General features: G+C 73.3%; 13 protein-coding genes. 8 read left to right on the top strand and 5 right to left on the bottom strand.

The window, feature by feature from the left end; all coding sequences use genetic code 11:
- Position 1: 1 nt before the first annotated feature.
- Complete coding sequence (locus BCL65_RS01370; protein WP_106264478.1) at positions 2-763, bottom strand: GAP family protein; 762 nt, start codon at positions 761-763, stop codon at positions 2-4.
- 138 nt (positions 764-901) lie between these two features.
- On the opposite strand from BCL65_RS01370, the gene BCL65_RS01365 reads away from it, so the two are divergent.
- Genes BCL65_RS01365 through BCL65_RS01350 form a run of 4 tightly spaced genes read left to right on the top strand, consistent with a single transcriptional unit; the run spans position 902 to position 4,870 of the window.
- Positions 902-2,275, top strand: a complete 1,374-nt coding sequence (locus tag BCL65_RS01365) for a sensor histidine kinase (protein ID WP_106264476.1) — start codon at positions 902-904, stop codon at positions 2,273-2,275.
- On the top strand, positions 2,272-2,964 hold the full coding sequence (locus BCL65_RS01360; RefSeq protein WP_374956667.1) for a response regulator: 693 nt from the start codon (positions 2,272-2,274) through the stop codon (positions 2,962-2,964). Before BCL65_RS01365 ends, BCL65_RS01360 begins: the two co-directional genes overlap by 4 nt.
- Before the next feature lie 41 nt (positions 2,965-3,005).
- Positions 3,006-4,001, top strand: a complete 996-nt coding sequence (locus BCL65_RS01355) for a phosphotransferase family protein (RefSeq protein ID WP_106264474.1) — start codon at positions 3,006-3,008, stop codon at positions 3,999-4,001.
- A 50-nt stretch (positions 4,002-4,051) separates the two neighbouring features.
- Positions 4,052-4,870: an SDR family NAD(P)-dependent oxidoreductase gene (locus tag BCL65_RS01350; RefSeq protein WP_106264472.1), complete on the top strand. Its 819-nt coding sequence runs from the start codon at positions 4,052-4,054 to the stop codon at positions 4,868-4,870.
- Position 4,871: 1 nt separating this feature from the next.
- On the opposite strand, the gene BCL65_RS01345 is transcribed toward BCL65_RS01350, so the two are convergent.
- The gene (locus BCL65_RS01345) at positions 4,872-5,750 is read right to left on the bottom strand and encodes a carbohydrate kinase family protein (protein WP_106264471.1); all 879 of its coding nucleotides are present in this window, start codon (positions 5,748-5,750) and stop codon (positions 4,872-4,874) included.
- A 2-nt stretch (positions 5,751-5,752) separates the two neighbouring features.
- Positions 5,753-7,729 carry an NHL domain-containing thioredoxin family protein gene (locus tag BCL65_RS01340; RefSeq protein ID WP_106264469.1) on the bottom strand — a complete coding sequence of 659 codons (1,977 nt, stop codon included), beginning with the start codon at positions 7,727-7,729 and terminating at the stop codon, positions 5,753-5,755.
- 168 nt (positions 7,730-7,897) lie between these two features.
- Between BCL65_RS01340 and BCL65_RS01335 the strand changes: the two genes are divergently transcribed.
- On the top strand, positions 7,898-9,040 hold the full coding sequence (locus tag BCL65_RS01335) for a hypothetical protein (RefSeq protein WP_106264467.1): 1,143 nt from the start codon (positions 7,898-7,900) through the stop codon (positions 9,038-9,040).
- Between the two features lie 88 nt (positions 9,041-9,128).
- Positions 9,129-9,554, top strand: a complete 426-nt coding sequence (locus BCL65_RS01330) for a ChaB family protein (protein ID WP_106264465.1) — start codon at positions 9,129-9,131, stop codon at positions 9,552-9,554.
- On the opposite strand, the gene BCL65_RS01325 is transcribed toward BCL65_RS01330, so the two are convergent.
- Positions 9,551-10,738 (bottom strand): GNAT family N-acetyltransferase, encoded by a 1,188-nt coding sequence (locus BCL65_RS01325; RefSeq protein WP_106264463.1) that lies wholly within the window; start codon positions 10,736-10,738, stop codon positions 9,551-9,553. The two genes, BCL65_RS01330 and BCL65_RS01325, sit on opposite strands and share 4 nt — an antisense overlap.
- Before the next feature lie 101 nt (positions 10,739-10,839).
- Between BCL65_RS01325 and BCL65_RS01320 the strand changes: the two genes are divergently transcribed.
- The gene (locus tag BCL65_RS01320) at positions 10,840-11,715 is read left to right on the top strand and encodes a potassium channel family protein (protein WP_125206473.1); all 876 of its coding nucleotides are present in this window, start codon (positions 10,840-10,842) and stop codon (positions 11,713-11,715) included.
- Between the two features lie 8 nt (positions 11,716-11,723).
- Here the strand turns inward: BCL65_RS01320 and BCL65_RS01315 are convergent, their stop codons facing one another.
- Positions 11,724-11,945: a hypothetical protein gene (locus tag BCL65_RS01315; protein ID WP_106264459.1), complete on the bottom strand. Its 222-nt coding sequence runs from the start codon at positions 11,943-11,945 to the stop codon at positions 11,724-11,726.
- Positions 11,946-12,025: 80 nt separating this feature from the next.
- Between BCL65_RS01315 and BCL65_RS01310 the strand changes: the two genes are divergently transcribed.
- Positions 12,026-12,868, top strand: coding sequence for an aldo/keto reductase (locus BCL65_RS01310; protein WP_106264457.1), 843 nt, complete (start codon positions 12,026-12,028; stop codon positions 12,866-12,868).
- Positions 12,869-12,893 lie beyond the last annotated feature (25 nt).

The following is a 12,893-nucleotide window of genomic DNA, read 5'->3' as shown; positions in this document are numbered from 1 at the left end:
CTCACGTCCACCCGAGGCGCCCGACGGCGTCCAGGGCGAGCAGCACACCGACGACGCCGAGCACCCAGCCGGTCATCTCGGCGGCGTTCTTCGACAACCACCGCTCGAGGCGGCGCAGGAGCGGGTCGATCCACCGTGCCGCCACCAGGCGTCCGCCGAGCAGGAGCAGCGCCGGCAGCACCATCACCACGCAGTACAGGGCGAGGATCCCCACCGTCACCGGGGTCGCGAGGTCCGACGCCGTCAGCAGGCCGATCGCGGCCAGGTACGGCAGCATCGTCGCCGCCTCCAGCGTGACGGCCCCGAGCGCCAGCCCCATCAGCGGCAGCACGGACGAGGAACCGGGGTCGAGCCCGAGGGCCCGTCCGCGCCACCGCGCCAACCGGCCCGGCCGGCCGCCGGCCGCCTCGGCCCGGCGGGCCGACCGCTTGCCGTCGAACCGGAAGCTCAGCGCCAGCAGGCCGACGCCCAGCACGAGCTGCGCCAGCAGGACCGGCCGCGACTCCAGGACGTCGCCGAACCGTGCGAGCACCACGCCGGCACCGAGCAGCACCGCGACACCGATCAGCAGGTAGGCGACGGCCACGGTGCCGAGGTAGGCGAGCACGCGACCGGACCGCACCCGGCCGGGGGCCAGGAGCAGCCAGACGGGAACGAGCAGGGTGCCGAAGCTGGTCGAGTCGACGAGCGCGAGCACGACGAGCACGCCCGCCATCGCGACGAGCCCGCCCTCGGTCCCGACGAGGTCCACTGGAAGGTCCATGGGCCGAGCATCGCCCGGGGAGCAGGTCCGCGGCGTCCGCCGGACGGATGATCCTCGGGCCCGCCTCCGAGGCTCCTGGCGCGGCGTGTACAACCTTTCGCCGATCCGCCGCTCCGCGCGCTGTGCTGGGATGGGGACGTGAGCACCGAGTCCCCCGCCAGCGCGAGCTCGCGCGGCCCGCTGCGGGCGTGGACCCCGCTGCGGGCGTGGAGCCCGCTGCGGGCGTGGACCGGTGAGGACCTGCTGGCGGACGTGCTCGGTGCCGTCGTGGCCTTCGTCGTCGGCCTCGTGCTGCTGGGGGTCGGGCTGGTCGACCTCGTCCAGCAGGTCGGACCGCTGGGCTCGGTCGACCCGGAGCCGTGGTGGCGCGTCGCGCTGCTCGCCGTCGGCTGCCTGTTGCTCCTCGCCAAGCGCACGCACCCGCTGCTCGCGCTCGCCGCCGGCCTGGCCGTCGTGGCCGTCGACCTCGTGTGGGGCGGCAGCCTGGCGATCCTCCTCGTGGTGCTGTGGGAGCTGCTGTTCGAGGCCGTCCTGCGGACCGGCCGCACGGCGCGGACCTGGTTGTGGACGGCGGCGGCGACGCTCACCCTGGCGGTGGCGGTCGCCGCCGGGGAGGCGAGCCAGGAGCTGCGCTACTTCGTGTTCGCCGGTCTGCAGATGGCCGGGGTCGTGGTGATGCCGATGTGGTGGGCGGACAACGTGCGGCAGAAGTCCGAGCTCGCCGACCTCGAGCGGGCCCGCGCCGACGAGGCCGCCCGGGCGGCGGACCTCGAGCGCGAGCGCGCCGCCGACCAGGCCCGCATCGCCGCTCTGGACCGGCACGAGGCCGTCCAGGCCGAGCGGGCGGCGATGGCCCGCGACCTGCACGACGTCATCGCCTCGCACCTGTCGTCCATCGCGATCCACTCCGGCGCGGCGCTCGCCCTGCCGCCCGACGCGGGGCGGGACCGCGCCGCCCTGGAGCAGGTGCGCGAGAGCTCGGTCGCCTCGCTCACCGAGATGCGGTCGATGATCGAGCTGCTGCGGGCCGACGTCGCGCCCGAACCGCTCACCGCCCCGGGCCGCCTCGACGGGCTGGGCGAGCTGGTGCGGACGGCGCGCTCGGCCGGCGACGACGTCACCGTCGACGACCCGCAGCAGCTCGCGGGCCGCGCGGTCCCGGCCGCCGTCGGGCAGGCGCTGCACCGCATCGCGCAGGAGGCGCTGACGAACGCCCGCAAGCACGCCCCCGGTGAACCCGTGACGGTCGCCCTCGACGAGGGCGCCGGTCTGACCCTGCGCATCAGCAACCCCCTCCCCTCGCTGTGGGTGCACGACGCGCCGTCGGCTCACGCGGCTCAGCGGCGTGTCGTGCACCCACAGCGAGAGGTGGGGCCGCTCAGCGCGGGGACCGGGCTGGCCACCATGCGCGAGCGGGCCGAGGGCCTCGGCGGGACGTTCACGGCGGGGCCGACGGCGGACCGCACCTGGCACGTCGAGGCCCGGCTGCCCGCCGGGAGGGAGTCCGCGTGACCGTGCCGGCAGAGCGACCGGTCCGCGTCCTGGTCGCCGACGACCACGCCGCGATCCGTGCAGGCCTGCGCCTGCTGCTGGAGGCCGCGGAAGGGATCGAGGTGGTCGCGGAGGCGGCCGACGGCCACGCCGCCGTGGCGAACGCGCGTGCGCTGCGGCCCGACGTCGTGCTGATGGACCTGCGGATGCCCGGCACCGACGGCGTCGAGGCGACACGGATCATCACCACCGAGGGGCTGGCCGACGTCCTCGTGCTCACCACGTTCGACCTCGACGAGTACGTCCACGGCGCCCTCGACGCAGGCGCGGCCGGGTTCCTGCTCAAGTCGGCCGAGCCGGCCGACCTGCTGCGTGCCGTGCGGCAGGTGGCGGCCGGGGAGGGGGTGCTCGCCCCCGAGGTGACCCGGCGCGTGCTGGCCCGGATCGCCGGCACCCCACCGGCGCCGTCCGACGCCGTGGCACCCGATCCCGCAGCTCGCGAGGCCGACCCCCGGCTCGACGGTCTGACCCCGCGGGAGGTCGACGTGCTGGCCGCGCTCGGTCGGGGCCTGTCGAACCAGGACATCTCCGCCGAGCTGGTCATCTCCGAGGCCACCACCAAGACCCACGTGTCCCGGGTGCTCGCCAAGCTGCAGGTGCCGTCGCGGATGCAGGCGGCCGTGGTCGCCCGGCGGACCGGCCTGGCCTGAGGGACCTGTCGGCCACGTCGGCGCGGGGCTAGGCTCGGCGCGTGCTGACCAAGACCGCCGTCACGGACGACCAGGTCGCGGCGGTCCTGGCTCCGGTCGGGACCGTCCGGGACGTCGAGCCGCTGGCGGGCGGGCTGTTCGCCACCGTGCTGCGCGTCGGCCTCGCGGACGGCCGTGACGTGGTGGTGAAGGTGACCGGCGCGGACACCACCCGGCTGCTGCGCTACGAGCACGGGATCTCCGGCACGGAGGCCGCCGTCTACCGTCTCGCCCACCGTGCCGGCCTGCCCGTGCCCGCCGTGCTGCACGTGGACGCCAGCCGGCAGCACGTCGACGGCGACGTCGTCGTCACCGAGCACCTGGCCGGCGTGCTGTGGAACGGCGCGGACCTCGACGACGGCGCCGCGCGAGCCGTGCGGCGCTCCCTCGGCGCCGTCATGGCGCGCCTGCACCGGATCACCGGCGACCGGTTCGGCTACCCCGCGCCGTCGGCCGGCCTCAGCCGGGAGACCTGGCCCGAGGCCTTCGGCGCGATGGTCGAGGCGGTCCTCGCGGACGCCGACCGCTGGGACGTGCCGCTGCCGCACGGGCGCCTGCGCGCCGCCGTCCGCGCCGGGCACGAGGTCCTGGCGGCCGTCACCACGCCTCGGCTGGTGCACGCCGACCTGTGGCCCGGCAACGTGCTGCTCGACCCGGCCGACCACCGCCTCACCGCGTTCCTCGACGCGGAGAGGGCGCTGTGGGGCGACCCGGTGTTCGAGCTGGTCGGCGCCGACCAGCTCGGCGCGGGCGCCGTCGACCCCGAGCTGCTCGCCGGGTACCGGGAGACGGGCGGGGAGCTCGGGCTCGGCGACGGGACGCCGGGTGCGGGCGACCCCTCGGCATGGACCCGCCTGCGGCTGTACCGCGCCTACTTCGCGTGCCTGCTCGTGGTCGAGGTGGTGCCCCGCGCCTACACCGGCGACTGGGTCGAGGGGTACGCCGCGACCGCCCGTGGCAACCTCGAGCGCATGCTCGACGAGCTGGAGGCGCCCTGACGCGCCTGCCGACCGACCGCACGCCGACCGACCGCACGACGGGAGAACACATGTCGCGGACCATCGTCCTCACCGGGGCCAGCGACGGGATCGGCGCGGCCGCCGCCCGCCGGTTGGCCGGCGACGGGCACCACGTGGTGCTCGTCGGGCGCTCGGCGGCCAAGACCGAGGCGGTCGCCGCCGAGCTGGACGCCCCCTTCTTCCTGGCCGACTTCGCCGAGCTGGCTCAGGTGCGCCGACTCGCCGCCGACCTGCTCGCCGCGCACCCGCGGATCGACGTCCTCGCCAACAACGCCGGGGGCATCATGGGCGAGCGCGAGCTCACCGTCGACGGCCACGAGAAGACCTTCCAGGTCAACCACCTGGCGCCGTTCCTGCTGACCGAGCTGCTGCTGCCCGCCCTGGTCTCCGGGCGTGCCACCGTGATCCAGACGGCGAGCCGGGCCGCCCAGCTGTTCAGCCGGTTCGACGTCGACGACCTCCAGAACGCCCATCGCTACGCCGCGCACCGGGCGTACGGCAACGCCAAGCTGGCCAACATCCTGTTCACGCAGGAGCTGCAGCGCCGCTACGGCGACCAGGGTCTCAGCGCGGTCGCGTTCCACCCCGGCGTGGTGGGCACGAGCTTCGCCGGGGAGACGAACCACGTGCTGCGGTACCTCTACCGTGGTCCGCTCCGGCGGCTGTTCACCGTCAGCCCCGACAAGGGCGCCGACCAGCTCGTCCGGTTCGCCGAGGGCACCCCGGGCTCGACCTTCCAGCCGGGCGCCTACTACGAGGGCCACCGGATCGCGTCAGGGGTCAGCCGGGAGGCCACGGACCCCCGGGTCGCCGACGAGCTCTGGGAGCGGTCGGCCGCGATGGTGTGAGTCAGCGGTCAGCCGGCGCCAGCTCGGGGCTCCGGACCACGCGCGCGGCGTGCTCGGCGCCCGCCCGCATCGCCGCATCCACCCCTGCACCGCCCAGGTGGGCGTCGAGGAATCCCGCGAAGAACCCGTCCCCGGCGCCGTTGGTGTCCACGACCTGGTCGACCCGCACCGCGGGGACGTCGACGAACCCCTCGTCCGTCAGGGCCGTGGCGCCCCCTGCCCCGTGGGTGCAGACCACGAGGCGGGCACCGGCGTCGTGCCGGGACCGCAGGAAGTCGCGGTAGCCGGGCATCCGGTCGGAGCTGAGGAACACGTGCGTCCCGGCGTCCACCCAGGGCTGGTGGAACGCCGAGGCGCCGTCGTAGTCGTGCAGGTCCACCCACACGTCGGCGCCCCGCGCCGTCGCGGCCTCCAGCACGGGGCGGGCCGTGACGGCGAGGTCGACGACGACGGCGCGGGCGGCGTCGACGGCGCGCCCGAGCGCTGCTGCCTCGGCCGCGGCCTCCGCGCCGTGGTCCTGCTCCGGCAACGCGTCGGGTGCCTGGAGGTAGATCGACACGCGTCCGCCGTCGGGGTCCAGGAGGTTGAGGTGCCGCTCCGTGCGGCCGTCCGGGGCGTCGGTCACGACGAGGTCCACGCCCGCGGACTCGAGCCGCCGGCGCACGCGCGCACCCTCGGCGTCCGTGCCGAGCACCGTGCGGAGCTGGACGGTGCGGCCGAGCCATCGCAGGTTGAGCGCCTTCCCGGCCGACGTCCCGCCCACCGTGGCGTGGTGGCCGCGGGCGAACGTGGTGTGCGGGCGTGGGTCCGGCAGCCGGTCGAGGTGGACGAGCTGGTTCCACGACGCCGGTCCGGCGACGAGGATCTCGGCGGGCTCCACGGCTACGCGCCCCGCAGCGGGAGCGTGAGGGTGGTGCCACCGTCCAGCGTGACCCGGACCGGCACGCCCCAGTCCTGCTGGGCGAGGTGGCAGGCCGGGAACACGTCCGGGTCGGGCTCGCCGTCCGGGCCGAGCGGCACCTCGTCGCAGGAGGCGGCCTTGGCGGTCACGTGCAGGACGCCCTCGGGTACCTCGGGGTTGATGCGCAGCGTCCGGACGAGGTCGGTGCCGTCGCCGGCGCCGTCGAGCAGCAGCTCGGGCGGTGTCGCGCTGACGCGGAGCTCGGTGGACGGGCCGAACCGGTCGTCGAGCTTCTGCCCTGGTGCCGGCACGAACGGCACGTCCAGGCGCAGCGCGCCCGGGACGACGTCGGTGGCCGCGCGCGCGACGCGGTGCGCGCCGGCGTCGAGCACCTGACCCGCGAGGTCGGCGGGCAGGGCGAGCCGGGTGAGCCGGTGCGCGGCGGACTCGACCACCAGCAGGTGCACCGTGCCGCCGTCGGCGTCCGCCTGCACGACGACGTCGCTCGGCTCCGCGAGGCCGGTCGCCAGCGTGGTGACCTCGCCCGAGGCCGGGTCGTACCGCCGCAGCGCGCCGTTGTACGTGTCGGCGACGACGGCGCTGCCGTCCGGCAGCGTGGCCACCCCGAGCGGGTGCTGCAGCAGCGCCTCGCCGGCCGGGCCGTCCCGGTGACCGAAGTCGAACAGTCCCTGCCCGACGGCGGTGCGCACCTCCACGCCGGAGCCGTCGGCGGGTGCGACGTGGCGCAGGGCCGAGGTCTCGGCGTCGGCGAGCCAGAAGCCGCCGTCAGGGCGCCCGTCGGCGTCGAGCGACGGCGCCAGACCGGACGGCTGGGCGAACCAGGCTGTGCTCCCCGTGCCGTCCTCGAGTCCCTCGTTCATCGTGCCGGCGAGCAGGCGGAGCGAGGCCTGTTCGCCGTCGAACGCCCACAGGGTGTGGTTGCCCGCCATGGCCACGACGAACGCGGCCAGCGGCTCTGACCAGGCCACGTCCCAGGGCGAGGACAGGTTGACCCAGGTGGGCGGGTACTGGTCGCCGGGCCGGTGCGCCCGCGGCGCCTCGCCCGGCACCTCGACGTTCTCCTGGCCGCCGACCATGTACTGCCGGCCGGTCCCTGCGACCATGTACACCTGGCCGGTGTCGAGATGTACACCACGGAGTGCGTGGTTGACGGTGTCGGCGACCAGCACGTCGTAACCGAGGCGCGGCCGGAGCTCCGTCGGCACCAGGCAGAGCCCGTTCGGCTCGCTGAACCGCGCGGTGTGCGTGCCGTCCGGGCCGGGACCGCCGTCGGCGAACCCGCGCTCGCCGGAGCCGATGCGCCGGACCAGCGTCTCGCCATCGGGCCCCAGCTCCGCGAGCGAGTGGTGGCCGGCGTCCGCGACGAGCAGGTTCCCGCCCGGCAGCTCCACCGCCTTGGCGGGGAAGCGCAGGGTGCTGGGCTCCGGCGTCGGCGGGACGTACGGGCCGTCACCGCGGTGCAGGGTGCCCTTCGCCTCGTGCTCGGCGACCAGATCGTCCACGATCGCGGCGATCGCCGACGCATGCCCCTCCCCCGCCATCTGCGCCACCACGTAGCCCTCCGGGTCCACGACCACCAGGGTGGGCCAGGCGCGCGCGGTGTAGGCGTCCCAGGTGGTCAGCTCCGGGTCGTCGAGGACCGGGTGGCGCACGTCGTAGCGCTCGACGGCGGCGGCCAGGGCGTCCGGGTCGGCCTCGTGCGCGAACTTCGGGGAGTGCACCCCGACGATGACCAGCTCTTCGCGCCGGGACTCCTCGAGCTCGCGCAGCTCGTCCAGGACGTGCAGGCAGTTCAAGCAGCAGAAGGTCCAGAAGTCGAGGACGACGACCTTCCCGCGCAGGTCCTTCAGCCGCAGGTCCTGGCCACCCGTGTTCAACCAGCCACGGCCGACCAGCTCGGAGGCGCGGACCTTGGGCAGGCGGGAGGTAGCAGTCACCCGGCCATTGTGAGGCACCGGGCGGCGTCACCGAGCGACGCGCGCGGCGGCAGAATCGATCGGCCGAGCGAAGCCGTCCTCCCCGCGGCACGTGAGCGGCATGGAGGCGATGACGCACAAGCGTTGGCGCGCTACGGCACGCGGTGGGACCGTGAACGTGTGCCGGGCATGCCGGTGCAGATCGGGGCCGAGATGTCGATACGGAAACATCGAGGGCGCTCTTCTGGTCTCTTCTTCGCGGGCGTGCTGGGCATAGCCACGCTCAGCCTCGTAGCATCCGCTCCCGTCTTGGGCCTCGGCGCGGCCGACGACGCAGCTGATTACTTCATCTCGGGCGCTCCGTATGACGCTGAGCGCGCACAGGATGGCACTTCGGAACTGACGATGACGGCAACAAACATCACGCCGTCGGAGATCACGCTGATGCTTACTGTGACGGACGCTTCGTGCGGCCAGGCAGTGGGGACGCCCGACCTGCAGCCCTATTCGAGCGGCGATGTCACGTTCGTGATGAGCTGCACCGCTGGTGAACAACCTCGTCCGGCCGAGGTCTCTGCACAGAGCGAGGCCGGCCCCCTGGTCCCCTCGTCGATCGCCGTCATCATCGGTCTGGCTCCGGTTGCCGAGCCACAGTGGAGCGCGCTCTGGTGGTATGTGTGGCTCGGAGTGCCGCTCTCCTTGGTGGGGGTGGTGCCTCCCTACTTGTTCTGGCTGAACAGGCCACGCGGCAACACCCGACGGGTACGAACAGAAGAGCGATTCCAACACACCAGCGATCAGCCCACGGGAGGTCTCGAGCCGTGGTGGGACCCGCGCTACCTGAAGTTCTCGCTGCCTGGCATCACGTCGGACTGGAGCTTTCAAGACAACTGGGCATCAAGCGTCGGCTTGGCTGCGGCGCTCTTCACGACCGTCTTCGCGGGAGGGGATTCGCTCGATGCCATCGTCGGTGACGAAGCTCAGGCAACTCTTGGTGTTGTCGCCGTCGCCGCTGGCCTGTCCACGGGCATCATCGGAAGCGGGCCTCTCTGGCTGACCATCTTCAAACGCCGCTATGACGATCAGGGTGGCATCGCGAAGCACAACACGATCGGCGGGGTATTGGTGGCCTCGATCATCGTTCTGCTCGGAACGACCGGCCTGCTGTTCACGGCAGCGGCCGCAGTAGCGCTCCCCCTGGCCTGGATACTCGCGGCCATAGCCGCGCTGCTCCTTCTGGTGTACGCCTGGAAGTCCATTCCGCAGACTCTCGCTCTGGGCCGATTCGGAGGTGGCGTGGACCAAGCCACGTCTGTGAGCGCTTCGCTCTAGGCCTCGGGCCTACCCGCCCGGCACCGACAGCCGCTGCGAAGATCGGCGCGGTGACGCACGGTGGGACCTGAGAGGAAGGAGTCCGACCATGCCGAAGACCACCCGCAGCGGCGACGCCCGGCAGAGCGAGCTGCCCTCGACCCTGCAGCGTTCCGACGACAAGGCCCAGCGCACGTTCACCAAGGCGTACGACTCCGCCATGGACGAGTACGACGACGAGGAGCGCGCGCACCGCGTCGCCTACGCCGCGCTGAAGCACACGCACGAGAAGGTCGGCGACCACTGGCAGCCGAAGGACGAGGCCGGCCCGTCGGACCGGCAGGCAGAGGGCGGCGCGAACACCTCGCGACCGACAGCTGGCGGCGTGGACGCCAACGCCTCCAAGGAGCACCTGTACGAGATCGCGCAGGAGCTCGATGTCCCGGGCCGGTCGACCATGGACAAGGACGAGCTGGTCGAGGCGATCCAGAAGGCGAACGATCGCGAGAGCCGCCACGCCCGGGAGGGCGGCTAGCCTCCGGCGGGCGGCGCCGCCCCGACGTCCGCGGGCACCACGTCCGCCACGTTCGCCTGCAGGGCGGCGCACCCGCCGGCCGGCCGGAACCCCAGGGCGACGTTGATCGCCAGCATGTGCGGGTTGTTCTCGTTGTTCCAGGTGGAGATGCGGCGCGTCGCGGGGCGCACGCGGGCGTGGGCCTGCAGGTTGACCGCCTTGACGAGCATGCCGAGACGATGGCCACGGTGCTCCGGCAGGACGACGGTGGTCTCCTGCTCGCTGAGCTCGGGCCGGTCCCGCGCGAACAGCAGCATCGTCACGGCGACGAGCTGCCCCGTCGGCACGTGCTCGGCCGCCGTGACGACGTAGCCCCGGCCGGCGGCCGCGTGCTCGGCGTCGTGGAAGCGGACCCGGTCCGCGTCCCACCGTTCGGGCAGCAGGTCCAGGTCGGCGTTGGGCTCGTCCATGGTCAGTCGCGTCTCGAGATCGGCGTACTGTTCGATCCACTCCTCCGGGGTGCGGTCCTGCCACGTGTGGACGCGGTAGTCCGGGCCGGCGGCCGCCCGCGCGTCGGCGGCGAAGCGCTCGGCCGCGCCGTCGGGCAGCGGGAGCTCGAGGACCGAACGCCGAGACACGAGCTCGAGCCGCAGCCCGAGCCGCCGCGCGAGGACCATGCCGGGGTGGTCGGCGGCCACGGCCCCGCTGCCGGTGGGCGGCACCAGGACGCGGTCGTCCGCCTCGTCCTCGGCGGGCACCGGCTCGTGGGCGAAGTCCACCTCGGCGAACGCCGTCGTGCGCCCCTCCGCCACGGCGATCTGCCGCAGGCGCTCGGCGAGCTGGGCTCCGATCCCGCGACGGCGGTGCGAGGGCAGCACGGCGACCCGGCCGTCGGCGAGGTGCTCGTTCGACGTCTGCGGCAGGTACAGCACGGCGTGCCCGACGACGCGCGGCGTGCCGTCGGGCTGGTCCTCGACGGCGACCAACCGACGTCGGCGCAGGTACCGCTGGTCCTGCATGCCGACCAGGACGTCGATCGCACGCTGCGCCACGTCGTCGTGCCCGAACTCGTCCAGGGCGCACTCCCGCTCGACCTCCGCGATGCCGCGGTAGGCCCACGCCTCCGGGGCGTCGAGCGACGCGCCGTGGGGTGCGTCGATGATGCGCCAGGTGGCCTGCGGGGCGGGCGTCGGTGCCGTGGTCATGCTCCACTGTGCGCCTGCGGAGAGCGGCGGGCGAGGGATTATCCGATGCGACGGCATCGCTCCGACGTGCCTGCACCCGCCCGCCCGCCTAGCGTCCGAGGGTGAGCTGGTTGATGACCGGTCTGGGCGGGGCACTCGTCCTGGTCGTGATGTGGGACGTCTTTCACACGCTGTGGCACCCGACGGGCCAGGGTCGCCTCAGCAAGTCCCTGATGCACGCTGTGTGGCGGGCGTCGCGACACCTCGGGACGTACGGTCGCCGCCTCAGCGGTGCGGCGGCCATGGTGGCGGCGATCGGCGGCTGGGCCGTTCTCATGGTGCTCGGCTGGGCCCTGATCTTCTGGTCGTGGATGCCCGCGGGATTCCTGTACGCCACCGGCATCGACCCCGCGACGCGCAGCACCGTGGTGGACGCGCTCTATCTCTCGCTGGTCTCCGTCACGACCCTGGGCTACGGCGACATCACCCCGCTGGCCCCCTGGTTGCGGATCGTCACCCCCGTCGAGGGGCTGCTGGGTTTCGCCCTCCTCACCGCCGCCGTCTCCTGGGTGCTGCAGGTCTACCCGGCGCTGACCCGCCGGCGCGTACTCGCCCTGCGCCTCATGACGTTGCACCGCAGCGGAGCCGCGGCGAGGCTGCCCTCGATGGAGAACGCGACCGCGGCGCTCCTGCTCGAGGGCGTCACCCAGCAGGTCGAGCAGGTGCACGTGGACCTGATCCAGTACTCCGAGACGTACTACTTCCGCGACCAGGACCGGTCGACGTCGCTGGCCGACACGATCGTCCACGCCCAGGACCTGACCGAAGCGGCCCAGCAATCGGGACTGCCGGATGTCCGGCACCTGGGGAGCATGCTCGAGGAGGCCCTCGACGAGCTCGCGCGCGTGCTCGACGCCCAGTTCCTCCACGTGGGGGGCGGCACCGACCGCATCGTCGAGGCCTTCCGGGCCGACCACCGCGTCGACGCGCCGGCGTGAGGCTGGGGTCAGAGCGCCTCGACGGCGCCGACCACGTGGACGCGGACCGGGACGCCGTCGACGTCGGGCGGCACGTCCTTGCGGGCGCTGACGTTCTGCACGTTGACCTGCAGCACCCAGTCGTGGGTGTCGCCGCGCTGCGCCAGGCCGACCCCGCACACGCCCTCGACGCGGCCGAGCCTCTCACGCAACGTGCTCTTGGCCGTCCGCGCCTCGTCCCTCGTGACCATCGTCAACCTCCCGGTGCCCTTCCATTGTGCACCCGCTGGACGGGTCGCATCATGATCCGAGATGTGAGCAGGATGGTCGGATGAGCAACGAGTCGATCCCGTCCCTGCCCCTCAACAACGGCGTCCAGATTCCGCAGCTCGGCTTCGGGGTGTTCCAGGTGCCGCCGGAGCAGACCCGCGACGTCGTGTCCACCGCCTTGGACATCGGCTACCGGCACATCGACACCGCGCAGATGTACCGCAACGAGCGCGGCGTCGGTGAGGCGCTGGCCGCCTCCGGCCTGGACCGCGCCGACTACTTCGTCACGAGCAAGCTCAACAACGCGTTCCACGCGCACGACGACGCCCTGGCGGCGTTCGACCTGACCCTGGAGGAGCTGCAGCTCGAGCACGTCGACCTGTTCCTCATCCACTGGCCGCTGCCGGCCGTCGACAGGTACGTCGAGGCGTGGGGCGCGCTGGAGGAGATCTACCGCTCGGGCCGCGCCCGGGCGATCGGCGTGTCCAACTTCGAGCCGCACCACCTGCGCCGCCTGATGGACGAGACCACCGTGGTCCCGGCCGTCAACCAGGTCGAGGTGCACCCGTGGCTGGGCAACGAGGACGTGCGGGCCGTCGACGCCGAGCACGGCATCGTGACCGAGGCGTGGTCGCCGCTGGGCCGGGGCCGCGTGCTGGAGGACCCGACGATCGCGCGCATCGCCGAGAACCTGGGCAGGACACCCGCCCAGGTGGTGCTGCGCTGGCACATCGAGCGTGGCGACGTCATCTTCCCCAAGTCGGTGACGCCGGCGCGCATCGGGGAGAACTTCCGGCTGTTCGACTTCGAGCTGTCCCAGGCCGACATGGCAGACATCACGGCCCTCGACCGCGGCGAGCGCGTCGGCTCGCACCCGGACGAGATGAACAACACCGGCCGCTGAAGGGTTGTGGGCGGGAAATCGGGGG

The sequence above is a fragment of the Isoptericola halotolerans genome, assembly GCF_003003075.1.
GTDB classification, from domain to species: domain Bacteria; phylum Actinomycetota; class Actinomycetes; order Actinomycetales; family Cellulomonadaceae; genus Isoptericola; species Isoptericola halotolerans_A.
Note: the sequence above shows the minus strand (reverse complement) of the source record. Positions and strands in the feature narration are given on the sequence as shown.